This is a genomic window from Nocardioides sp. AN3, from assembly GCF_054653495.1.
Map to the genome: position 1 here is coordinate 1 of NZ_BAAIGC010000052.1, position 21817 is coordinate 21817.

The following is a 21817-nucleotide window of genomic DNA, read 5'->3' on the forward strand; positions in this document are numbered from 1 at the left end:
ATGAGCACGCACGCGCAGTGGCCCGCGGCAGGGTCGGTGCACGAGCGTGCGGTGGCGGCACTGACGGCGACGTCGCCCGTGCCGATGCCGGTGCAGATGCCGGCGCGGCCGCTGGAGACATCCGTGCTGCCGGTGGGAGCGCGGATCGGACCCGCTCGGCGGGAGAGCCGGCTGGGTCGCGTCGAGGCAGGGCTCGTCGCGGTCGTCCGGCGGGACTCTCGTGAGCAGGAGGCGGTGATCGAGGTCCGCGGCGCGGGCGCGGTCATCGGCGTGGACGGTCTGATCGGTCATCGCGGCCTCGGTCGCTCGGCGATGCTCGAGGCGCTCGTCCCGACCCGCATCACCTGGGTCGACGTGGCGCCCGCATCCGAGACCACACCTGCGCCTCTCCTCGGCGCGGTGATGTCGGTGCTCGCGGCGAGCACCCGTCAGCAGCAGGACGCGGCGTGGAGGCGGCGTACGCAATCGGTGCCCCAGCGCGTCGCCGAGCAGCTGGTCGACGTGTGGGCCGAAGAGGCGCACGGGCAGGAAGGATCGGCGCTCGCGCACCTGACCAGGAAGAGCCTCGCCCGGATCGTCGGCTGCAACACGTCGGTGCTCAGCACGGCGTGCGGGGTCTTCGAGCGACGCGGCTGGTGCCGGCGCCTCGGTCGGCCGGACGTGGAGCTGGACGTGACGGCGCTCAACGCCTTCGCCTCTCGCGGCCTGCCGGAGCTCTCCCAACGGCCCCTCCACCGGCTTCGTCGGCACGAGAGCACGCTGTGGGATCTCGTGACCTCACACCCACACGCCGCCTGTGTCCTCGGCGACTGGCGCGCCTGCGCCCACCTGTGGGAGATCGGCGAAGCCGGCTGAGCGGGCGTCGAACCGCGGCCCCCCGGTGCGCCTGATCAGAGCGACCCGCCGGAGACACCGGCGTGTCGCGCTCGCAAGCCGCAAGGAACGGCCCGGCTGTCGAACAAGGAGAGGTCAGACGAACGCAGGCTCCCGGGGCGCGTCGTGGCTGCGTGACCCGGCGAGGGCGCGCCGGTGCCACGTCCAGTCGGTCGGGAGCGTGATGCCGTCGAGACCGTTGGCGTGGTACATGAGGCGGTGCGCGTCGGGGTTCATGCGACGCTGCTGGTCGAACATGCGCTCCAGGTTGGCCCACAGCGGAGTGCTCTGCGGCGAGCCGAGGTACTCCCCCGGCCCGGTGCCGGGGAGCACGTTCGGCTGCAGCCCGGCGGCGGAGAGCAGCCGGCGCGCGCGGGCGTCCATGATCATCACGGCGAAGTCGATGCCGTTGGCCCGGGTTGAGGTGACGATTCCGTGGTAGAGCGCGGCGGAGCAGAGCGACGTCCGGCCGGGCGCGCGCCGTACGGCGATCGTGGAGATGTCCCAGGCGCGCTCGGGGTCGATGCCGGCGGCCCGCGCCGAACGCAGGCCGTCGATGCCCCAGGGGGCCCGCGCGACGTCGTTGAGGGTCTTGAGCCCCGCGGGGCCCGGCGCGATGAACCGCGTGGTGGCCAGCGCCATGCCCGTCTCGTCCAGCACCGTCATGAAGCCGGTGTCGGCCGCATACGGACCGTACTCGGCGTCGAACTCCTCGGTCGTGTTGCCATAGGTGCTCAGGAAGACCTCGGCCTCACACTCCAGCGCCGCCTCGAGCTCAACTCCGACAGGGTCGAAGACGAAGCGCAGTGGTGTGCCGTTCATCGAGATCTCCCCTGACTCGGAGGCGTTGCCCCCCGAGGCTAGCCGACCGTGGGTCGCGCTGTCCGCAGAGGTCTAGTCGTCACAGCCCCTGCGCCGACTCCTCGCCGGCGCTCCCCCAGGGGTTCCGTGGGCCGCGCACCCGGCTGGCGCGGACGTTCTCAGGCCCCGCAGGCGTGGACGCGTCCTGGCCGTCGTCGCTCCCGAACAACGCGGCCGTCGTGGTCCAGTCCTGCACCCACTGCTCGACCTCGGCCGCCGGCATGGGCCGGGCGACGTGGTAGCCCTGCAGGCTGTCGACGCCCATGGTGACGAGCTTGGTCAGGTCGGTGCGGTCCTCCACACCCTCGGCCACGGTGCGCATGTCGAGCGCGTGGGCGAGCTGGATCGTGGACGCGACGATCATCCGGCTCCGGTCGTCCGTCGCGACGTCGCGGATGAGGGACCGATCGATCTTCAGCTCCTGCACCGGCAGGTTGCGCAGGTAGGCCAGCGAGGAGAACCCGGTCCCGTAGTCGTCGATCGAGACCTGGATCCCTTGGTCGCGGAGCTCGAGCAGGATCTCCCGAGCACGCTGCGGGTCGGCGAGGAAGGAGTCCTCGGTGACCTCGAGGACCAGCCGCTCGGCGGGCACGTTCCACTCCTGCACCGCGCTGTAGAGCCGCGGCAGGAAGGTCTGGCTGAGGAGCTCCGGCGGCGCGCAGTTGATCGCCATCCGGATGTCCAGCCCGGCGGCGAGCAGTCGCTTCAGGTCGCTCACGGCCTGCCGGGCGATGCTGTCGGAGAGCATGCCCATGAGACCGACCCGACGGGCCGCGGGAAGGAACGCGACGGGGCTGAGCAGGCCCTGGGTGGGGTGACGCCAACGCACCAGGGCCTCCAGCGCGTGGACCCGCATGGTCGCGGCGTCGACCTGAGGTTGGTACCAGACCTCGATCTGCCCGTCGGCGATGCCCTTGCGCAGGTCCTCGGCGAGCTGGAGACGCGAGCGCGAGAACTCATCGAGGTGGGCGTCGTACAGCGCCGCGCCCGACCGGGAGCTCTTCGCCTGGTACATCGCCACGTCAGCCCGGCGCAGCACCTCGTTGCTGTCGGTGTCGTCGTCCTGCACGACCGTGATGCCGATCGATCCGGACGGGCTGATCTCGATTCCGTCGACGACGATGGGCTCCGCCAGCTCCCGCAGTAGCCCCTGGGCCGTCTCCGCCAGCTCGAGCTGGTCCGCCGTCGGCAGCAGGATCGCGAACTCGTCACCGCCGAGGCGGGCGACCATGGCGTCGCTGCCGAGCGCCTCCTGCATCCGGACCGCCACGAACTTCAGCACCACGTCGCCCGCATGGTGACCCAGCGCGTCGTTGACCTCCTTGAACCCGTCGAGGTCGAGCAGCATCAGCGCCATCGGCTGCCGGTCGGTCAGGGACTCCGAGAGCCGGCCGCGGACCGCGCGCCGGTTCGGCAGCTTCGTCAGGTCGTCGGTCTGCGAGAGTGCGAACGCCTCGGCGGCCCTGTTGGCGTCGCGCAGAGCGAGCACCATCCGGGCACCCACCGCGACCAGTGTCAGCACCGCCGGCGGCACGGTGTAGAAGGCGAGCGTGTCGTCGGGCCGGATCGTGAGGACGGCCAGCGCCACGGTGCCGGCGGTGACCAGCAGCCAGGTGCCGGGTGCCTTCGGGATCACGCGGATCACCCGTTGCTCAGGCCGGCAGGCTGCCGCGACGAGGAGCGCCCACGCGCCGCCCCACAAGGCGTTGCTGAGGTTCCCCCAGTCATAGGTCGGCGCCGAGACCTGCATCGCGAAGCCCGAGTCGGCGCAGGCGAGCATCACGAACGCCGCGCCGAGCATCACCGCCTTGCGCTGGTCGGTGCGGGCCGAGAGCAACGACTGCCCGAGCACGAGCATGGCCAAGGCCATGTCCGCGAGGGGATACATGAGAGCCAGCAGCAGCGAGAGGCCCTCCGCGCCGGAGGCCAGGCGGATCGGGGTCACCAGGAGCAGGGACGCGAGGCAGGACGTCCCGCCGCAGATCACCGCGATGTCGAGCCAGGCGCGGGTGGGACGCAGCTGCCGCCGGTCGACATCCATGATGAGGTAGCCGGCCATCCCGAGGTAGGAGGCCAGGAACAGCCACTCACCCGGTGCCGGGAAGTGCGCCTGCTCCTCCAGGCTTGCCGCGTTGACCGCCATCGAGCCCAGCGACCAGGTGGCCACCGCGGCGAGCAGCAGCAACAGCGGAAGCCGGCGCTTGCGATAGAGCCGCGCCGCGAGGGCCAGCCGCAGCACCAGCAGGGGGAAGAAGACGCTCAGCGTCGTCAGGAGGATCGCCTGGCTCGTCTGGTAGGACGCTGTCTCGGCGATCTGGTTGGCCACCACCCCGCCGACCAGGACGATCCACGACAGACGCGCGACCGCTCGATGGAGGGCAGCCGTCCGCCGTCGCGGGGCGGTCTCCGCGTCCGACGTGCGGTGGCCGCCGGATCCCCCGCTCGAGCCGGGGCTCGAGGCGTCCGAGGGCGCGTTGGAGCTCGGACCGGCACTCGTGGCACTGCGTCTCATGTGTCCCCCGCTCTGGATGCCGTCTGTCCTGTCGGCACCTGGTCTCCGGAGTTGAGCGATGCCACACAACTGCGCGAGGCGCGTCTCGGCTCAGACATCGTTGCCTTCCAGGCTTGTCAGAATCATGTCAACATCCGCGTCCGTGGTCAGCGGATTGACGAAGCAGAGGCGAAGCACGGTCTGTCCGGCGAACGTCGTCGGCGTGACGAGCCCGAGGCCGCTGACCCGCGCGTCGTGCGACCAGCGCGCATAGTCCTCGGCCCGCCATCCGGCTCTCCGGAAGAGCACCACGGACAGATGCGAGTCCGTGGCGAGCTCCATGACCGGGCTCGCCTCGATCTGCTTGACGGCGTACGCCGCCAGCCCGAGGCACTGCTCGACCGAGTCGACATAGGAGTCGGTCCCGTTCGCCATCAGCGACGCCCACAGCGGCAGCCCCCGGGCCCGGCGGGTCAGGTGGACCGCGTAGTCGGAGGGGTTGTCGACGTCCTCCCCGTTGACCGAGTCGAGGTAGTGGGCGTGCTGGCGGTGTGCCGCGAGCGCCTGCGCGGGCTCGCGGTAGAGCACCGCGGCGCAGTCGAACGGCGTGAAGAGCCACTTGTGCGGGTCGATCGTGACCGAGTCGGCCCGGTCGATGCCGGCAAAGACCGACCGGCACGCCGGTGCGAGCATCGCGGGACCGCCGTACGCGGCGTCCACGTGGAGCCAGATGCCTCGTCGACCGCAGGTGTCCGCGATCTCGGCCAGCGCGTCGACCGCTCCGGTGTTCGTCGCGCCGGCACTGACGACGACGGCGACGACGTCTGCGGGGTCGAGTGCGTCGAGGACCGGGTCCAGGTCGGCGGCCGTCAAGACCGCATCCGGTGTGCCCGCGACCTCCACGCGGCAGCCCATGATCGTCGCCGCGGACCGGACCGAGGAGTGCGCCGAGGCACCCGCCACGACGACGCCCGGAGGTCGTCCCGACGCCGCGACGCGGCCGTGCCGAGCGGCCACCAGAGCGCTGAGGTTCGCCATCGAGCCACCGCTGACGAAGGCGCCGTGCGCCGTCTCGGGGTAGCCCAGGACGCAGCACAGCCAGCCGATCGCCGCTCGCTCCGCGGCCACCACGGCCCCCGCCTCGAGCTCGCTGCCGCCGTAGACCGACGCGGCCGACAGAGCCGCATCGGCGATCACCGCGGCAGGAGCAGGCGCTCCGCCGACGAAAGCGAGATAGCGGGGATGGTCGGTCGGGAACGCGGTGGGGAGGACCGTGTCTCGCAGACAGGCCCACGCCGCCTCGATGCCCACCCCCTCGCCCGTCAGCGGCGGCAGAGCAACGCGGTCGCCGTCCTCGTGAGGCGCGACGACCGGCCGGTTGGAGAGCCGTCCCGCGATCCACTCGGCGACGCTCTCGAGCACCTCTCGGTCGCGCTCGACGAACTCGTGCATGTCGGCCCATCGGCATGCGTCCCGAGGAGATGAGGAGTCCACGAGAACAGATGGTCTCGTGCCCGGCGTACGCACGCGTGCAGGGGTCGCTCATCCGCGCGTCGTGCCACCGGGCTGCCTCCTGCCTCGGCCGGTCCGCCACGTGGTGGCGACCTGCCGGGCCGCCGGTCCGACCTGGTGGCAACCTTCTTGCAACGTGGTGACCGGCATACTCCGGCGATGCGGACCAGCATGCGTGCCGAGGTCGTCGAGTCGTGGCACCGCTCCGCGGCGGCAGGGGTGCCGGCGGAGGAGACCACGGCGCCGATCACCCTCGAGGGCGACGACCTGCGGGCCTTGCGGGGCGCACATCCGCTCGCGCAGGTCTTCCCCCTGCTCGACGACGTGCTCGGCCAGGCCGCCCGCGACTGCGATGCGATCATGGCGGTCGCGGACGAGGCCGGCCAGCTGCTGTGGGTGTGCGGCTCCAGGCCGGCGTTGCGACGCGCCGAGGACATCGGGTTCGTCGAGGGCAGCAACTGGGACGAGCGACTCGCCGGCACCAACGCTCCGGGCCTGGCGCTGCGGTTGGACCAGCCGGTCAGCGTGGTGCGGACCGAGCACTTCCGCCGCGCCGTGCGCGGCTGGAGCTGTGCTGCGGCACCGATCCACGACCCGGGCACGTCCGAGGTGCTCGGCATCCTCGACGTCACGGGTGGCGACGCGATCGTGGTCCCTCAGACGATGGCGCTCGTGCGGGCGGCGGTGCGCCTGGCCGAGTCCGAGCTGGCCCGTGACCGGCTGCTGCCGGCCGCCGATCCGGTCGGCTCCGGGCGAGGTCGCCTGCGGATCGAGGCGCTGGGTCGCAACGACGCCCTGCTGACCATCGCCGACCGCACCGCTCCTCGAGGCAAGGTCCGGCTCTCGCCGCGGCACAGCGAGCTGCTCCTGCTGCTTGCGAGCGCTCCACAGGGCCTCTCCGGCGACGAGCTGGGCGTGCTGCTCTATGAGGACGACGGCGGCTCCTCCACCCTGCGCGCCGAGCTGAACCGGCTCCGGCACCTGCTCGGCGGGGACCTGCTGGCCTCGCGCCCCTACCGGCTGTGCGCTGATGTCGAGGGCGACTGGCTCGGCGTCGAGGCACGCCTGGCCGCCGGCGACGTCGCCGGGGCGGTACGCCGCTTCCGCGGACCGCTGCTCCCCAGATCGGTCGCCCCCGGTGTGGTGCGGCTGCGCGAGGCGCTGACCGGCCAGCTGCGCGCCGCGGTCCTGCACTCCGGACGGCCGGACCTGATGTCGGCCTGGACCCGGTCGTCCTGGGGCGGCGACGACCACGAGGTCTGGCTGCGGCAGCGCGACCTGCTCAACCCGCGATCGCCGCTGTGGGCACTGGCCGACGGTCAGCTGGCCCGGCTCGACCGCGAGCTCGGCTGCGCCAGGTGACGTGCCAGGTGACGTGCCAGGTGACGTGCCAGGTGAGTGCAAGGTGAGTGCAACGTCGATGCAACGTCCTGCTCCCTAGCGTGGCGTGACCGGCGTCACAAGCGACGTCGCCCACGAACCACAGGGAGCACCTCATGACCGTCTACGCAGCACCCGGCCAGCCCGACTCGCTCGTCACCCTGCAGCCCCGCTACGGCCACTTCATCGGCGGCGAGTGGGTCGCACCGATCGGTGGCGACTACTTCGAGGACATCTCGCCGGTCAACGGCAAGCCGTTCACCGAGATCGCCCGCGGCACCGCGGCCGACATCGACGCCGCCCTCGACGCCGCCCACGCCGCCTTCCCCTCATGGGCGAAGAGCTCGACCACCGAGCGCTCGAATCTCCTGCTCCAGATCGCCGACCGGCTCGAGCAGAACCTCACCATGCTCGCGGTCGCCGAGACCTGGGAGAACGGCAAGCCGGTCCGCGAGACCCTGGCCGCCGACCTCCCGCTCGCGGTCGACCACTTCCGCTACTTCGCCGGCGTTCTCCGCGGCCAGGAGGGCACCATCGGCGAGATCGACGAGAACACCGTCGCCTACCACTTCCACGAGCCCCTCGGCGTCGTCGGACAGATCATCCCGTGGAACTTCCCCATCCTCATGGCCACGTGGAAGCTCGCCCCAGCCCTCGCGGCTGGCAACTGCGTCATCCTCAAGCCCGCCGAGCAGACCCCCTGGTCCATCCTCAAGGTCGTCGAACTGATCGCCGACTTGTTGCCAGCCGGCGTCCTCAACGTCGTCAACGGCTTCGGCGTCGAGGCCGGCAAGCCGCTGGCCTCCTCGCCCCGCGTCGCCAAGGTCGCCTTCACCGGCGAGACCAGCACCGGGCGGCTGATCATGCAGTACGCCAGCCAGAACATCATCCCCGTCACCCTCGAGCTCGGCGGGAAGAGCCCCAACATCTTCTTCGAGTCGGTGGCGAGCCAGCACGACTCGTTCTACGACAAGGCCCTCGAAGGCTTCGCCATGTTCGCCCTCAACCAGGGCGAAGTCTGCACCTGCCCCTCGCGCGCACTCGTGCAGAGCTCGATCTACAGCGACTTCGTCGCCGACGCCGTCACCCGCGTCGAGAAGATCACCCAGGGCAACCCGCTCGACGAGGCCACCATGATCGGCGCCCAGGCCAGCAGCGACCAGCTCGAGAAGATCTTGTCCTACATCGACATCGGCAAGCAGGAGGGCGCCCGCGTGCTCACCGGCGGGGAGCGCAACGTCCTCGACGGCGACCTGGCCGAGGGCTACTACGTGACCCCGACCGTCTTCGAGGGCAGCAACTCCATGCGGATCTTCCAGGAGGAGATCTTCGGCCCCGTCGTCTCCCTGACCGGCTTCGACGACGAGGCTGACGCCCTCAAGATCGCCAACGACACCCTCTACGGCCTCGGCGCGGGCGTCTGGTCCCGCGACGGATCCCAAGCCTTCCGCGCCGGCCGCGACATCCAGGCCGGCCGCGTCTGGACCAACTGCTACCACGCCTACCCCGCCCACGCCGCCTTCGGCGGCTACAAGCAGTCCGGCATCGGCCGCGAGACCCACAAGATGATGCTCGACCACTACCAGCAGACCAAGAACCTCCTCGTCTCCTACTCCCCCGAACCGCTCGGATTCTTCTGATCGCGGCCTCCTCCTGCCCGGGTCGAGGTCCCCTCGCCCGGGCAGGACATCGCGTCCGCCACCCGAGACGATCGAACAGGGGGCTGGCGGAGCGGCGGCCCATGTGCGCTAGGGTCGCGTCATCCACCACGGGAGTCCGCGGCAGCGGACTGAGAGGGAGCTGGAGCCGCTCCGACCGTCGAACCTGATCCGGGTCATGCCGGCGAAGGAAGCGAAGGAGCACCCCGTGCGCAACCTCTGGCGGCCTGTGCCGCGCATCTTCTGTCTCGTGGCGGCCGGTGACGACCTCACCCTCCTGCCCGACCTGGCTGCGGCCGGGATCGACGGGTTCCAGATCCGCGACAAGGGCGCGACCACGCGGGAGCTGGTCGCGCTGACGCAGGTCGTCCGAGCCGCTGTCGGGAGCGCCACGGTGACGGTCGACGACCGCGTGGACGTCGCGCTGGCGGCCGGTGCGGACGGCGTCCACCTCGGTGCCGACGATCTCTCCGTGCGCGATGCACGGGCGATGGCACCCGCTCTCCTCATCGGCGCGACCTGCCGCACCCGCGAGACGGTCGTCACCGCACGCGCGGACGGTGCCGACTACGCCGGTGTCGGCCCGGTGTTCGCCACCAGCTCCAAGATCGGGCTGCCCGATCCGCTCGGTCTCGAAGGCCTGACGCGGGCCACGGGAGCACTCCCCGTGGTGGCGATCGGCGGCATCGACCCCGCCCGTGCCGCGCAGGCACGCGCGGCCGGCGCGCACGGTGTCGCCGTGATCGGCTCGATCTGGCGAGATCCGGATCCCGTCCAGGCAGCGAAGGAGCTCGTCGCGGCGGTCTGGTGATGACCCGCGTCCGGGTGGTCGGCGCCGGGATCATCGGGCTCGCCGTCGCCGACGAGCTCATCCGCCGAGGGCACCGCGTCGAGGTCGTCGATCCCGCACCGGGCTCCGGGGCGTCCTACGCCGCCGCCGGCATGATCAGCCCCGTCGGCGAGCTGTGGCACGGCGAGGAGCCGCTTCACGCGCTCGGGCGGGGGTCGGCGCGGCTATGGCCGGCCTACGCCGATCGGCTCGGCGTGCCCCTGCGCCACGGCACGTTGCTCGTCGGGGTCGACGCCGGCGACCTCCAGCAGGTCGACCGCCAGGTCGCGCTGTCTGCGCACCACGGCGAGCGGGCCGACTCGCTGAGTCGTCGCGAGCTCGTGCGACGCGAGCCGGGCCTCGGTCGTGTCATGGGCGGTGCCTGGCTCCCCGACGACCACAGCGTCGATCCACGCGCGGTCGTCGCCGCTCTTCTGGCTCGGGTGCCGGTCGTCGCAGATCCGAGTCCCGTCGACGTCGCTGCAGGGGCTGGCCTCGGTGTTGGTGCCGGATTCGATCCGGACGTGACCGTGCTGGCGACGGGAGCATCGCTGCCGGCGCCGTACGCACGGCTCGTCCGAGGTGTGCGCGGCGAGATCCTGCGGCTGCGGGTCGACCCGTCCGACCTGCCCGCCCATGCGGTGCGTGCCTGGGTGCGAGGCGAGCAGGTGTATGTCGTGCCGCGCGCCACCGGCGAGGTCGTCGTCGGTGCGACCCAAGAGGAGCACGAGGCGCCTGCCGCGGTCACGGCCGGCGGCGTCTGGCGACTGCTCGACGCGGCGCGCCGGCTGCTCCCAGCACTCGACCGCGCCGTGTTCGTCGAGGCCACCGCCCGTGATCGCCCCGGCACCCTCGACAACCTGCCCCTCGTCGGCCCGTCCGGTGAGCCGGGCGTCGTCCTGGCCGCGGGGCACTTCCGTCATGGGGTCCTGCTGGCACCGCTCACCGCGCAGCTGGTTGCCGACCACCTCGAGAGCGGGCACGTCGAGCCGGCGCTCGACCCGCGCCGCTTCGCCGAACCCTGCCGCTTCGCCGAACCCTGCCCAGGGCAGCTCACCTCCGAACCCGTCCATGCATCGGCTCTGCGCTCGGATCCCGGCCTCGGGCCTCCTCGCGCCCGGCACCGGACCCACCAGCCGACCCCCTCGCCCGAAGGAGACTCCTGATGATCCTCACCGTCAACGGCGCCGAGCATGCGCTGACCGGCGCCGACGCCGTCGCCGACCTCGTCGAGGCGATCGTCGGCGATCGCCGCGCCTGCGGTGTCGCCGTCGCGGTGAACGACGCCGTGGTGCCTCACAGTGTGTGGGAGACCGAGGCGCTCCGACCCGGTGACCGCGTCGACATCGTCACGGCGGTGCAGGGTGGCTGAGCACGGCGTGCCCGGACTGGAGATCGCCGGCCAGGCGATCACCTCGAGGCTGTGGCTCGGCACAGGTGGGCTGGCATCGGTCAAGCTCCTGCCGGACGTGCTCGGCGCGGCAGATCCAGGGCTGGTGACGGTGTCGATGCGTCGCGCCTCGTCCCAAGCCGACGGCAGCATGCTGGCGGTGTTGCGTGAGGCTGGCGTGCGGTTGCTGCCCAACACCGCCGGCTGCACGTCGGCCCGCGAGGCCGTGCTGACCGCCGAGCTCGCCCGCGAGGCACTGGGGACCGAGTGGGTCAAGCTCGAGGTCATCGGCGACGAGATCTCCCTGCTCCCCGACGCGATCGAGCTGCTCGAGGCGGCCGAGCAGCTGGTGCGCCGTGGGTTCACGGTGCTGCCCTACACGACCGACGACGCCGTTCTCGCGCGCCGCCTCGCCGATGCCGGGTGCGCCGCCGTGATGCCGCTCGGCTCCCCGATCGGCTCGGGCCGCGGCATCCTCAACCCCTTCGCCGTCGAGGCCGTCGTCGCCGCGGTGGACGTGCCGGTCGTGCTGGACGCCGGCGTCGGCACCGCCTCGGATGCGGCGCTCGCCATGGAGCTCGGCTGCGACGCCGTCCTCGCGGCCACAGCCATCACGCGAGCCGACGACCCGGTCGCCATGGCGGAGGCGCTGCGGCTCGGCGTGCAGGCCGGCCACGCCGCACGCCATGCCGGCCGGATCCCCCGGCTCACCGTCGCCCGGGCGTCCAGCCCGATGGAAGGCCGGATCGCATGAGCGCCGCCGGTCCCGCTACGCCGCCGCCGGCTGCCGAGAGCGGGGAGATCCCCCGCGTGCCCCCTGTCGGCGGCCTTGCCCCGGTCGGGGGCCTTGCCCCCGTCGGGAGTCTTCCTCCGGTCAGACGTCTTCTCCCACTGCCGCGGCTTCTCGTCCTCACCGACCGCGCGCAGCTGCGATTGGGCCGCGGCCTGGTCAGGACGATCGGTGAGTGCGTCGGGGCAGGCCTGACCCATGTGGTGCTGCGCGAGCTCGACCTTCCCGACGACCGCCGAGCCGCTCTCGCCGCGGCGCTCGTGGCGACCGGCGCGACCGTGATCGCCGCCCGCCGTCCGCTACAGGGAGCCGTCGCGACGCATCTGCCTTCGATGGGGATCGCCGCAGCGCCCCTCGCCGGGGTCGACGCTCGCGTCGGCGCGGGGATCACCGGCCTGTTCGGGCGCTCCTGCCACTCCCGGGCCGAGGTCGTCGCGGCGGCAGCGGAGGGAGCGGCGTACGCCACGCTCGGCCCCGTCGGCCCCACCTCGTCGAAGCCGGGCTACGGCCCGCCGCTGCCCCTCACGGAGCTCGGCGATCACTCGATCCCCGTCTATGCGCTCGGGGGCGTCACCTCCGGCTCCGCGGGCGCCATGCTCGACGCCGGCGCCTACGGCATTGCCGTCATGGGCGCGGTGATGCGCGCGAGCGCGCCGAAGGACGTCGTACGCGACCTGCTGGCGGTGACCACATGACCAGCTCGGCGCGCTTCCCCACCCCGCCGGTCGTGCTGACCATCGCAGGCACCGACTCGGGCGGCGGGGCGGGCATCGCCGCTGACCTGGCGACGTTCTCGGCTCTCGGCGTCCACGGCGCCTGTGCCGTCACCACCGTCACCGCCCAGGACACGACCGCCGTCCATCGCATCCACGCCGTCCCCGTCGACGTCCTGGAGGCCCAGCTCGACGCGGTGCTGACCGACCTGCCCGTCGCAGCGGTCAAGACCGGCCTGCTCGGGTCCGTCGCGGCGGTCGTGCTCGTGGCTCGGCTGCTGACGCAGCACGCCGCCCGACACGGTGCCCCGCTGCCACTGGTCGTCGACCCGGTCCTGCGAGCGACCACAGGGGTCAGGTTCGCCGACAACGCCGTGATCGAGGCCTACCGACACGCGCTCGTTCCGCTCGCGAGCGTCGTCACCCCCAACCGAGCGGAGGCCGAGGCCCTCGGACCACTGCCGGTCCCGGTCGTGCTGACCGGCAGCGAGACCGCGACCGACGTGCTGCAGATCCCCGGCGCACACCCGATCGACCTTCCCCACGACCCGGTCGAGACTGTCAACGACCACGGCACGGGCTGCACCTTCAGCGCGGCGCTCGCAGCTCATCTCGCCCACGGACAGGAACTGGCGGACGCCGCACGCCTCGCCGGCGACTTCACCGCCACCCAGCTGCGCGTCTCCGCGGGCTGGACGCTCGGCCGCGGCCGAGGCCCCATCGCCCACCTGGTCCCGCCGATCCCCACCAGGCCGTCCATCCCCACCACGCCGTCCGTCCCCACCAGGCCGCCACCCTCACCCACGCCGTCCGCGCCAGCGGCCCCTCAGATCCCCACCCAGCCCTCGAACGAAGGAGTCCACGCATGACCCAGCAGATCGATGCCCCGCAGCAGACCCAGCAGATCCACCCCTCCCACACCCGCGTCGAGACCGGCGACCTGCGCGTGCCGGTGACACGCGTGCAGCTGACCAATGGCGAGACGTTCGACCGCTACACGACGGCCGGGCCGGGCTCGGACCCTGAGGTCGGCCTGCCGGGCCTGCGCACCGAGTGGATCGCGGGTCGCGGCGACACGGCGACGTACGACGGCCGCACCACCGAGCTGCGCGACAACGGCAAGGGTGCCCTCCGCCGGGGCGAGGCGCGCCAGGAGTGGACCGGCACCCGCCGCTCGCCGTTGCGCGCGGCCACCGACCGCATCGTCACGCAGATGCACTACGCGCGCCAGGGCATCGTCACCGACGAGATGCGCTACGTCGCCGCTCGCGAGGGCTGCGACGTCGAGCTGGTCCGCAGCGAAGTCGCCGCCGGGCGCGCCATCATCCCGGCCAACGTCAACCACCCCGAGACGGAGCCGATGATCATCGGCCGTCGCTTCCTGGTGAAGATCAACGCCAACATCGGCAACAGCGCCGTCACCTCGAGCATCGCGGAGGAGGTCGACAAGCTCACCCACGCGATCACCTGGGGGGCCGACACGGTGATGGACCTCTCCACCGGCGACGACATCCACACCACGCGCGAGTGGATCCTGCGCAACTCCCCCGTCCCGATCGGCACCGTCCCGATCTACCAGGCGCTGGAGAAGGTCGACGGCGAGGCCGACAAGCTGACCTGGGAGATCTTCCGCGACACCGTGATCGAGCAGGCCGAGCAGGGCGTGGACTACATGACGATCCACGCCGGCGTGCTGTTGCGCTACATCCCGATGACCGCCGACCGCGTGACGGGCATCGTCTCCCGCGGCGGGTCGATCATGGCTGGCTGGTGCCTGGCCCACCACCAGGAGAACTTCCTCTACACCCACTTCGACGAGCTGTGCGAGATCTTCGCCGCCTACGACGTGAGCTTCTCCCTCGGCGACGGGCTTCGGCCCGGCTCGACCGCCGACGCCAACGACGAGGCTCAGCTCTCCGAGCTGCGCACCCTGGCCGAGCTCACGGAGCGCGCCTGGGCCTACGACGTCCAGGTCATGGTCGAGGGCCCCGGCCACGTGCCGCTGCACCTCGTCGAGGAGAACGTCCGCCTCCAGCAGGAGTGGTGCCACGGCGCGCCGTTCTACACCCTCGGCCCGCTCGCCACCGACATCGCACCCGGCTACGACCACATCACCTCGGCGATCGGTGCGGCGACGATCGCCATGCACGGCACTGCCATGCTCTGCTACGTCACGCCCAAGGAGCACCTCGGACTGCCCGACCGCGACGACGTCAAGACCGGCGTCATCACCTACAAGCTCGCCGCCCATGCGGCCGATGTCGCCAAGGGCCACCCGGGCGCACGCGACTGGGACGACGCACTGTCTCGTGCTCGGTTCGAGTTCCGCTGGCACGACCAGTTCGCGCTCTCCCTCGACCCCGTCACCGCCGAGGCCTTCCATGACGAGACCCTGCCGGCCGAGAACGCCAAGACCGCACACTTCTGCTCGATGTGCGGCCCGAAGTTCTGCTCGATGCGGATCAGCCAGGACGTCCGGGACCGGTTCGGGAGCTCACTGGGCGGCGTGGCTGCCGACATGGCCGCCGATGGGATGGCCGCGAAGTCACGGGAGTTCCTGGAGCTCGAAGCCAGCGTGTACGTCGCTCCGTGACCTCGAGGCGCTGCGAGTGCGTCAGCGGATGCGGCCGAAGACGCGGGCCCGGCCTCGGACCAGCGTCACGACGACGTCGCGCATCGAGGCGACCGAGATCCACATGGCTCAGCTCGCCTTCGGCTCGTCGACGTGGGAGCCGGTGCCCGCCAGGATGTCGTGGACGACGCTCGAGATCACTTCGGTGACATAGGTGATGGCGACGTCAGGACCGGCCAGCTTCGTCGAGGTCACCGTCCCACCGCCCCACCTGATCGCGCCCAGCGCCAGGCCGAGGTCGGACCTCGGGACGGTGATGACGTGCCAGTTCATGCCGCGTCTCCCGTCAGGGGCGTGAGGGTCGGCCGAGCCGCGACCAAGAGCTCGTCGGCTCGATCGCGAAGGGCCGCTGCTGCTGCCCGGTGGCCTTGGACGGTGGGCGGGCACGGAGCCCAGTAGGGCTGCGTGGCTGCTTCCTCGGCGGCGCACTCGTCCTCGCGGCGCGCGAGCTCGAGGAGGGCCAGGCGCAGTTGGACGGCGAGCGGTCGACTGCCGCCGTTCGTTGCTGTGGACATCGCTGTGACTTCCTTTCCGGCGGCATCGGCTCCGTCGTCCTCCTCAGGATGCGACGGCGACCTCCTCGCGACAGCCGTAGAACTACTGGGATAGGTACGTATCCCGGCACTACGTAGCCCGCGACAAGGTCATACCGGCGGGCCGTGATTTAACTCGCTCATCGCCGGCTCACTGTTGTCACGGCCCGCCGCTCGCCCCTAACCTGAACGCCGTTCACCTGAACGTCGTTCAGTCCTTGAGGAGCAGCATGACGAACCAGTTCGACCAGCTCGCCGACCGGATCCTCGGCGGAGGGACGGCCGCCCCGGAGGAGGCCCTGGCGGTGCTCCGCGCCGAGGACGCCGACCTCCTGCACGTCGTGGCGGCAGCAGGACGACTGCGTCGGCGGCACTTCGGCAACACGGTCAAGGTCAACTACCTGGTCAACCTCAAGTCCGGTCTGTGCCAGGAGAACTGCAACTACTGCAGCCAGGCCCTTGGCTCGACCGCACCGATCCTCAAGTACTCCTGGCTCTCCAAGGACGAGACCCTCAAGCAGGCCGGCGCCGGCCTGCGCGGCGGGGCGACTCGGGTCTGCATGGTCTCCTCCGGACGCGGACCGTCGGACCGTGACATCGACAAGGTCACCGCGATGACCGAGGCGCTCAAGAGCGAGCACCCCGACGTCGAGGTGTGCGCCTGCCTCGGGCTGCTCAAGGACGGGCAGGCCGAGCGCCTCAAGGCCGCCGGAGTCGACGCCTACAACCACAACATCAACACCGCCGAGTCGCACCACGACAACATCGTCCAGACCCACACCTACGACGACCGGGTCGACACCATCGGCAAGGCCAAGACCGCCGGCCTCTCGCCCTGCTCCGGCCTCATCGCCGGACTCGGGGAGACCGACGAGCAGCTGGTCGAGGCGCTGTTCGCCCTCAGGGCGCTCGATGCCGACTCCATCCCGGTCAACTTCCTCATGCCCTTCGACGGCACGCCGTACGAGAACACCTGGGACCTCTCCCCCATCCGCGCCGTTCTGATCCTCGCCATGGCGCGGTTCGTCTGCCCCGACAAGGAGATCCGCATCGCCGGCGGACGCGAGATGCACCTGCGCACCCTTCAGCCCCTGGCTCTGCAGGTCGCCAACTCGATCTTCCTCGGCGACTACCTCACCTCCGAGGGCCAGGACGCCAAGGCCGACCTCGAGCTGCTCCGCGACAGCGGCTTCGTCATCCTCGGCGCCGAGGACGCGTTCGACGATCCGGCCGACGAGCCCGGGCACGACCCCGCCATCCGGCACCGCGGAGCCGGCACCGCCGCTCCCGCCAACGCGTGAGCCCGGCCGGTGCCCGCGCACAGCGTGGCCGGTCTGCTCGCTTTCGACCGTGAGCACGTCTGGCACCCCTACACCTCGATGACGGACCCCGCGCCCGTGCGGCTGGTGACCGGTGCCGAGGGTGTGCGGCTGAGGCTGGCGGGTCTCGATACGTCGCTGCGCTCCTACTCGACCAGCGAGGGGACGGCCTACTCGACCAGCGAGGGGACGGCCTACTCGACCGGCGAGGGGACGGCCTACTCGACCAGCGGCGGCGTCGAGGTGATCGACGGGATGTCGTCGTGGTGGTCGGCGATCCACGGCTACCGGGTGCCGGAGCTCGACGCTGCACTCGTCGAGCAGTCCCAGCGGATGAGCCACGTGATGTTCGGCGGGCTGACCCACGCGCCGGCCGTGCGTCTGGCCGAGCGGCTCGTCGCGATGACCCCCGAGCCGCTCCAGCACGTCTTCCTCGCCGACTCCGGGTCAGTCAGCGTCGAAGTCGCCATCAAGATGGTGCTGCAGCACCAGCGTGGCCTCGGCCGCCCGGAGCGCACGCGCCTGCTGACGGTGCGCGGCGGCTACCACGGCGACACCTTCGGGTGCATGAGCGTGTGCGACCCCGTCGGCGGGATGCACTCGATGTTCGCCGGCGTGCTGCCCCAGCACCTCTTCGCTGACCAGCCACCCGCGCCGGGCGGCGACGTCGAGGCATGGGCTGCCGGCGTACACCGCCTCGCCGCCGACCACGCCCACGAGCTCGCCGGGATCATCGTCGAGCCGCTGCTGCAGGGCGCCGGCGGGATGCACGTCTACGACGGGGCCTGCCTGCGGGTGCTGCGTGAGGTCGCCGACGAGCACGGCCTGGTGCTGGTCTTCGATGAGATCGCCACCGGCTTCGGCCGCACCGGCGAGCTCTTCGTCAGCGAACGGGTCACCCCCGACATCCTGTGCGTCGGCAAGGCGCTGACCGGCGGCTACCTCACCCTCGCCGCCGTCCTCACCACCACCGACGTCGCCCGCAGCATCTCGGCGAGCGAGTCCGGTGTCCTCATGCACGGGCCCACGTTCATGGGCAACCCGCTGGCCTGCGCCGTCGCGCTCGCCAGCCTCGACCTGCTCGAGCGACGCGACTGGCGTGCCGACGTACGCCGCCTCAACACCGCCCTCACCGCCGGGCTGGAGCCGCTGCGCACCGCGCCCGGCGTGGCGGACGTCCGCACCCTCGGCGCGGTCGGCGTCGTCCAGCTCGATCACCCGGTCGACGTCACCAAGGCCACCCAGGCCACCCTCGACGAGGGCGTGTGGCTCCGCCCGTTCCGCGACCTCATCTACACGATGCCGCCCTACCCGACCGACGACGCCGACGCGGCCCGCATCTGCCGGGCCATCGCTCGGGCGGCGGAGGTCGCATGAACGCCGCACTCCGAGCTCGGCTCACCTCAGACGCCCGGCAGGCTGCGACCACTCCGCAGGCCGTGTGCGACGGGGAGACCGAGACCAGCCCGACGCGTCCGGGAGGCGAGCCGACGACGAACCCGACGCCAAGCCTGAAGACCGGCACCCCTGGCTGGGACGACTGGCTGGCGGAGCGTGCGGTCGCCCGTGACGAGGCCGGGCTGACCCGGCGACTCGTCTCCCGAGGTCCGAAAGACCCGGTCATCGATCTGGCCGGCAACGACTACCTGGGACTGAGCCGCCACCCCGACGTACGCCGTGCCGCCGCCGAGGCCGCCTCCGTCTGGGGCGGTGGAGCAGGCGCCTCGCGGCTCGTCACCGGCACTCTCGACCTCCACGGCGAGCTCGAGGCCGAGCTCGCCGACTGGCTCGGCCAGCCGGCCGCGCTCGTGTGCTCGACTGGCTACCACGCGAACCTGGCCCTCGTCTCCGCACTCGCCGACCGCGACGCCCACGTCATCTCCGACGCGCACATCCACGCCTCCCTCATCGATGCCGTCCGTCTCTCCCGCGCACAGCTGACGGTGGTCGGCCACAACGACGTCGCCGCCGTCCGAACTGCCCTCGAGTCACACCCTGGTCGTCGAACCCTCGTCCTCGCCGAGTCCATCTACTCCGTCCTCGGCGACGAGGCCCCACTCGTCGATCTGGCCGATGCTTGCCGTGACCACGGCGCCTGGCTCGTCGTCGACGAGGCCCACGGCGTGGGCGTCCACGGCGCAGGGCTCGTCCATGCACGCGGGCTCGCCGGGCGGGCCGACGTGATCGTGACCGCGACGCTGTCGAAGAGCCTCGGCAGCCAGGGCGGCGCCATCCTCGGCCCGACTGCCCTCATCCAGCACCTGGTCAACACGGCGCGGCCGGTCATCTTCGACACCGGCCTGAACCCCGCGGCCACAGCAGCGGCGCTGGCCGCCGCTCGGATCGCCCGCGCGCAGCCCGACCTCGCCGCCCGGATCCACGCCCGCGTCGGAGCGCTCGCCAGTCGGCTCGACATGGCGCGCCCGGCCGGCGCCGTCCTCTCCGTGCCCATGCCCTCCCCAGCCGCCGCCGTCGCGGCCCAGGCGGAGCTGCTCGCCGATGGGATTCGCGTCGGTTGCTTCCGACCGCCGTCGGTCCCCGACGGCATCTCGCGGTTGCGGGTCACCGCCAGCGCTGGCGTGTCAGCCGAGGACTGGGAGCGGGCGGTCAGGGCACTCGACGCCGTCGCCCACCGCGCCCGGCATGAAGGCAGCGACGCAGCGGGGCAAGGAGGGGGGCACGCGGCCGGCCAGGGAACCGGCCCCGGAGCCAGCCGTGGAGCCGGTCCCGGAGCCAGCCGTGGAGCCAGCCGTCGATCGACGTCGGCAGGAAACCGATGACCGGCCGGATCGTCGTGGTGACCGGCACCAATACCGGCGTCGGCAAGACCATCGCCACCGCAGCCCTCGCCGCACAGGCCCTCGATCGCGGCGAGCGCGTCACCGTCGTCAAGCCCGCCCAGACCGGACTGGCCGACGGCGACTGCGATGTGCGCGACATCCAGACGCTCACCGGTGTCGAGGTCCACCAGTACACCGGCCTCGACGAACCCCTCGCTCCCGACACGGCCGCGCGCCGTGCCGGCATCACGATCCCTCGCGTCGCCGACTATTCCGAGCCGATCGGCAGGCTCGCCGCCTCCCACGACCTCGTGCTCGTCGAGGGTGCGGGTGGGCTGCTCGTCCGCCTCGACACCGATGGCGGGACGCTGCTCGATCTCGCCGATGCACTGGCCCACCGGCAGGCGCACGTCGAGGTCTCGTTCGTCGTGGTCGTCGCCGCGGGACTCGGCACCCTCAACCACACCGAGCTCACGGTCGCCGCGATGCGGGCTCGCGGCTATGAGCCCGCCGGCCTCGTCATCGGCTCCTGGCCACAGGAGCCTGGGCTCGCCGAGCAGTGCAACCGGGAGGACCTTCCCCGGGTCACGCGTGTGCCGCTGCGCGGGTTGGTGCCCGAGGGAGCCGGCTCGCTCGAGCGCGCGGACTTCCTGAGGGCCGCGTCGGCGTGGCTCGCGGGCGCGGCGGTGTAGGAGGACCCGCATCCGTGCTGGGAGACTGAGCGTCGTGCGCCGCATCGTCCAGAGCAAGAAGCTGCAGAACGTCCGATACGACGTCCGGGGTCCGATCCTCGAGGAGGCCCACCGCCTGGAGGCGCAGGGCCACAAGATCCTCAAGCTCAACATCGGCAACCCGGCCCCGTTCGGCTTCGAGGCACCCGAGGCGATCGTCGCCGACATGACGCATCATCTGCCGATGTCGCAGGGCTACTCCGACTCGCGCGGCATCTACTCCGCGCGCACGGCCGTCGCGCAGTACTACCAGTCCCGCGGCCTGGTGGACACCGAGGTCGACGATGTCTTCATCGGCAACGGCGTCTCCGAGCTCATCACCATGGTGCTGCAGGCATTCCTCGACGACGGCAACGAGGTGCTCGTCCCGGCGCCGGACTATCCGCTGTGGACCGGCCAGGTCACCCTCTCGGGCGGCACGGCGGTGCACTACCGATGCGACGAGGCCAACGGCTGGAACCCCGACCTCGCCGACATCGAGTCGAAGATCACCGAGAACACCCACGCCATCGTGATCATCAACCCCAACAACCCGACCGGCGCGGTCTACAGCGAGGACGTCGTCAAGGGCCTGGTCGACATCGCCCGCCGGCACGAGCTCGTCGTCTTCGCCGACGAGATCTACGAGAAGATCCTGTTCGACGGCGCGGTGCATCATCACGCCGCGACGTACGCCGGCGACGACGTGCTCTGCCTGACCTTCAGCGGCCTCTCCAAGGCCTACCGCGTCTGTGGCTACCGCGCCGGCTGGGTGATGATCTCCGGTCCCAAGGACATGGCGACCGATTTCCTCGAGGGTCTCACTCTCATCGCGAACATGCGGATGTGCGCAAACGTCCCCGCCCAGCACGCCATCCAGACCGCGCTCGGCGGCTACCAGTCGATCCAGGACCTCATCGTCCCTGGCGGTCGCTTCTATGAGCAGAGCATGCTCGCGCACCGGATGCTCAACGAGATCCCGGGCGTGACGTCGGTGAAGCCGAGCGGCGCGCTCTACTGCTTCCCGCGGCTCGATCCCGACGTCTATGGGATCAAGGACGACGAGGAGTTCGTGCTCGGCCTGCTGCGATCGAAGAAGATCCTCGTCACGCACGGCACGGGCTTCAACTGGTTCGAGCCCGACCACTTCCGGCTCGTCACCCTGCCCGATGTCGAGATGCTCGAAGAGGCCATCGGCCGCATCGCCAGTCACCTCGCCACCTTGCGGTGAGCTCGTGGCTCGGAGATGAACCCGGGCTTCTCAGCAGCGTCGGTTGATGCGGATGCGTCCGGGTCGGAGTTGTTCGATGGTGTGGTCGGGGTGGTCGGCGAGGGTGTGGTGGCGC

20 protein-coding genes and 1 riboswitch are annotated in these 21817 nt (G+C 71.4%); of the genes, 15 read left to right on the forward strand and 5 right to left on the reverse strand.

Features of this window, described 5'->3' with window-relative positions:
* Nucleotides 1-855: Crp/Fnr family transcriptional regulator (locus tag ACYQ1K_RS27020; RefSeq protein WP_459986725.1), on the forward strand; the 855-nt coding region annotated here is incomplete at its 5' end.
* 114 nt (nt 856-969) lie between these two features.
* Here the strand turns inward: ACYQ1K_RS27020 and ACYQ1K_RS27025 are convergent.
* The 3 genes from ACYQ1K_RS27025 to ACYQ1K_RS27035 all read right to left on the reverse strand — a co-directional run bounded on the left by ACYQ1K_RS27025 (nt 970) and on the right by ACYQ1K_RS27035 (nt 5677).
* Entirely contained in the window at nt 970-1695 is a 726-nt protein-coding gene (locus ACYQ1K_RS27025) for a hypothetical protein (protein WP_459986726.1), read from the reverse strand.
* Nucleotides 1696-1774: 79 nt separating this feature from the next.
* Complete coding sequence (locus ACYQ1K_RS27030) at nt 1775-4246, reverse strand: putative bifunctional diguanylate cyclase/phosphodiesterase (RefSeq protein ID WP_459986727.1); 2472 nt, start codon at nt 4244-4246, stop codon at nt 1775-1777.
* A 90-nt stretch (nt 4247-4336) separates the two neighbouring features.
* A complete protein-coding gene (locus ACYQ1K_RS27035; RefSeq protein ID WP_459986728.1) occupies nt 4337-5677 on the reverse strand; it encodes a pyridoxal phosphate-dependent decarboxylase family protein in 1341 nt (446 codons plus the stop codon).
* A gap of 219 nt (nt 5678-5896) precedes the next feature.
* On the opposite strand from ACYQ1K_RS27035, the gene ACYQ1K_RS27040 reads away from it, so the two are divergent.
* From ACYQ1K_RS27040 to thiC, 9 genes are all read left to right on the forward strand, one after another.
* Entirely contained in the window at nt 5897-7099 is a 1203-nt protein-coding gene (locus ACYQ1K_RS27040) for a GAF domain-containing protein (RefSeq protein WP_459986729.1), read from the forward strand.
* A gap of 134 nt (nt 7100-7233) precedes the next feature.
* Complete coding sequence (exaC, locus tag ACYQ1K_RS27045; RefSeq protein WP_459986730.1) at nt 7234-8757, forward strand: acetaldehyde dehydrogenase ExaC; 1524 nt, start codon at nt 7234-7236, stop codon at nt 8755-8757.
* Between the two features lie 118 nt (nt 8758-8875).
* Nucleotides 8876-8987: riboswitch (TPP riboswitch) on the forward strand.
* Nucleotides 8984-9586, forward strand: a complete 603-nt coding sequence (gene thiE / locus ACYQ1K_RS27050) for a thiamine phosphate synthase (protein ID WP_459986731.1) — start codon at nt 8984-8986, stop codon at nt 9584-9586. It overlaps the preceding riboswitch by 4 nt.
* Nucleotides 9586-10770, forward strand: coding sequence for a glycine oxidase ThiO (gene thiO / locus ACYQ1K_RS27055; RefSeq protein WP_459986732.1), 1185 nt, complete (start codon nt 9586-9588; stop codon nt 10768-10770). Before thiE ends, thiO begins: the two co-directional genes overlap by 1 nt.
* On the forward strand, nt 10770-10976 hold the full coding sequence (gene thiS / locus ACYQ1K_RS27060; protein WP_459986733.1) for a sulfur carrier protein ThiS: 207 nt from the start codon (nt 10770-10772) through the stop codon (nt 10974-10976). The genes thiO and thiS overlap by 1 nt, the downstream gene beginning before the upstream one ends.
* Nucleotides 10969-11748, forward strand: a complete 780-nt coding sequence (locus tag ACYQ1K_RS27065; RefSeq protein WP_459986734.1) for a thiazole synthase — start codon at nt 10969-10971, stop codon at nt 11746-11748. The genes thiS and ACYQ1K_RS27065 overlap by 8 nt, the downstream gene beginning before the upstream one ends.
* Nucleotides 11745-12479, forward strand: coding sequence for a thiamine phosphate synthase (locus tag ACYQ1K_RS27070; protein WP_459986735.1), 735 nt, complete (start codon nt 11745-11747; stop codon nt 12477-12479). Before ACYQ1K_RS27065 ends, ACYQ1K_RS27070 begins: the two co-directional genes overlap by 4 nt.
* Nucleotides 12476-13366, forward strand: a complete 891-nt coding sequence (thiD, locus tag ACYQ1K_RS27075; protein ID WP_459986736.1) for a bifunctional hydroxymethylpyrimidine kinase/phosphomethylpyrimidine kinase — start codon at nt 12476-12478, stop codon at nt 13364-13366. The genes ACYQ1K_RS27070 and thiD overlap by 4 nt, the downstream gene beginning before the upstream one ends.
* Entirely contained in the window at nt 13363-15090 is a 1728-nt protein-coding gene (thiC, locus tag ACYQ1K_RS27080) for a phosphomethylpyrimidine synthase ThiC (RefSeq protein ID WP_459986737.1), read from the forward strand. Before thiD ends, thiC begins: the two co-directional genes overlap by 4 nt.
* Before the next feature lie 108 nt (nt 15091-15198).
* Here thiC and ACYQ1K_RS27085 read toward each other — a convergent pair whose 3' ends face one another.
* Together ACYQ1K_RS27085 and ACYQ1K_RS27090 are read right to left on the reverse strand one after the other, a co-directional pair.
* Nucleotides 15199-15402, reverse strand: coding sequence for a hypothetical protein (locus ACYQ1K_RS27085; protein WP_459986738.1), 204 nt, complete (start codon nt 15400-15402; stop codon nt 15199-15201).
* On the reverse strand, nt 15399-15644 hold the full coding sequence (locus tag ACYQ1K_RS27090) for a hypothetical protein (RefSeq protein ID WP_459986739.1): 246 nt from the start codon (nt 15642-15644) through the stop codon (nt 15399-15401). Before ACYQ1K_RS27090 ends, ACYQ1K_RS27085 begins: the two co-directional genes overlap by 4 nt.
* Nucleotides 15645-15892: 248 nt before the next feature.
* Here ACYQ1K_RS27090 and bioB point away from each other — a divergent pair, with 248 nt between their 5' ends.
* Genes bioB through ACYQ1K_RS27115 form a run of 5 tightly spaced genes read left to right on the forward strand, consistent with a single transcriptional unit; the run spans nt 15893 to nt 21702 of the window.
* Nucleotides 15893-16963: a biotin synthase BioB gene (gene bioB, locus ACYQ1K_RS27095; RefSeq protein ID WP_459986740.1), complete on the forward strand. Its 1071-nt coding sequence runs from the start codon at nt 15893-15895 to the stop codon at nt 16961-16963.
* Nucleotides 16964-16972: 9 nt separating this feature from the next.
* Nucleotides 16973-18358, forward strand: coding sequence for an adenosylmethionine--8-amino-7-oxononanoate transaminase (locus ACYQ1K_RS27100; RefSeq protein WP_459986741.1), 1386 nt, complete (start codon nt 16973-16975; stop codon nt 18356-18358).
* The gene (locus ACYQ1K_RS27105; RefSeq protein WP_459986742.1) at nt 18355-19761 is read left to right on the forward strand and encodes an 8-amino-7-oxononanoate synthase; all 1407 of its coding nucleotides are present in this window, start codon (nt 18355-18357) and stop codon (nt 19759-19761) included. The genes ACYQ1K_RS27100 and ACYQ1K_RS27105 overlap by 4 nt, the downstream gene beginning before the upstream one ends.
* Nucleotides 19758-20453, forward strand: a complete 696-nt coding sequence (bioD, locus tag ACYQ1K_RS27110; RefSeq protein ID WP_459986743.1) for a dethiobiotin synthase — start codon at nt 19758-19760, stop codon at nt 20451-20453. Before ACYQ1K_RS27105 ends, bioD begins: the two co-directional genes overlap by 4 nt.
* A gap of 34 nt (nt 20454-20487) precedes the next feature.
* Nucleotides 20488-21702 (forward strand): pyridoxal phosphate-dependent aminotransferase, encoded by a 1215-nt coding sequence (locus ACYQ1K_RS27115; RefSeq protein ID WP_459986744.1) that lies wholly within the window; start codon nt 20488-20490, stop codon nt 21700-21702.
* Nucleotides 21703-21817 lie beyond the last annotated feature (115 nt).

What these genes read in the sequence shown, in the direction of transcription:
- thiS (WP_459986733.1), top strand. Translation starts at nt 10,770, where the DNA reads ATGATCCTCACCGTCAACGGCGCCGAGCATGCGCTGACCGGCGCCGAC.
- ACYQ1K_RS27025 (WP_459986726.1), bottom strand. Translation starts at nt 1,695, where the DNA reads ATGAACGGCACACCACTGCGCTTCGTCTTCGACCCTGTCGGAGTTGAG.
- ACYQ1K_RS27070 (WP_459986735.1), top strand. Translation starts at nt 11,745, where the DNA reads ATGAGCGCCGCCGGTCCCGCTACGCCGCCGCCGGCTGCCGAGAGCGGG.
- ACYQ1K_RS27035 (WP_459986728.1), bottom strand. Translation starts at nt 5,677, where the DNA reads ATGCACGAGTTCGTCGAGCGCGACCGAGAGGTGCTCGAGAGCGTCGCC.
- exaC (WP_459986730.1), top strand. Translation starts at nt 7,234, where the DNA reads ATGACCGTCTACGCAGCACCCGGCCAGCCCGACTCGCTCGTCACCCTG.
- ACYQ1K_RS27030 (WP_459986727.1), bottom strand. Translation starts at nt 4,246, where the DNA reads ATGAGACGCAGTGCCACGAGTGCCGGTCCGAGCTCCAACGCGCCCTCG.
- thiD (WP_459986736.1), top strand. Translation starts at nt 12,476, where the DNA reads ATGACCAGCTCGGCGCGCTTCCCCACCCCGCCGGTCGTGCTGACCATC.
- thiC (WP_459986737.1), top strand. Translation starts at nt 13,363, where the DNA reads ATGACCCAGCAGATCGATGCCCCGCAGCAGACCCAGCAGATCCACCCC.
- ACYQ1K_RS27085 (WP_459986738.1), bottom strand. Translation starts at nt 15,402, where the DNA reads ATGAACTGGCACGTCATCACCGTCCCGAGGTCCGACCTCGGCCTGGCG.
- thiO (WP_459986732.1), top strand. Translation starts at nt 9,586, where the DNA reads ATGACCCGCGTCCGGGTGGTCGGCGCCGGGATCATCGGGCTCGCCGTC.
- ACYQ1K_RS27090 (WP_459986739.1), bottom strand. Translation starts at nt 15,644, where the DNA reads ATGTCCACAGCAACGAACGGCGGCAGTCGACCGCTCGCCGTCCAACTG.
- bioD (WP_459986743.1), top strand. Translation starts at nt 19,758, where the DNA reads ATGACCGGCCGGATCGTCGTGGTGACCGGCACCAATACCGGCGTCGGC.
- ACYQ1K_RS27105 (WP_459986742.1), top strand. Translation starts at nt 18,355, where the DNA reads ATGAACGCCGCACTCCGAGCTCGGCTCACCTCAGACGCCCGGCAGGCT.
- ACYQ1K_RS27040 (WP_459986729.1), top strand. Translation starts at nt 5,897, where the DNA reads ATGCGGACCAGCATGCGTGCCGAGGTCGTCGAGTCGTGGCACCGCTCC.
- bioB (WP_459986740.1), top strand. Translation starts at nt 15,893, where the DNA reads ATGACGAACCAGTTCGACCAGCTCGCCGACCGGATCCTCGGCGGAGGG.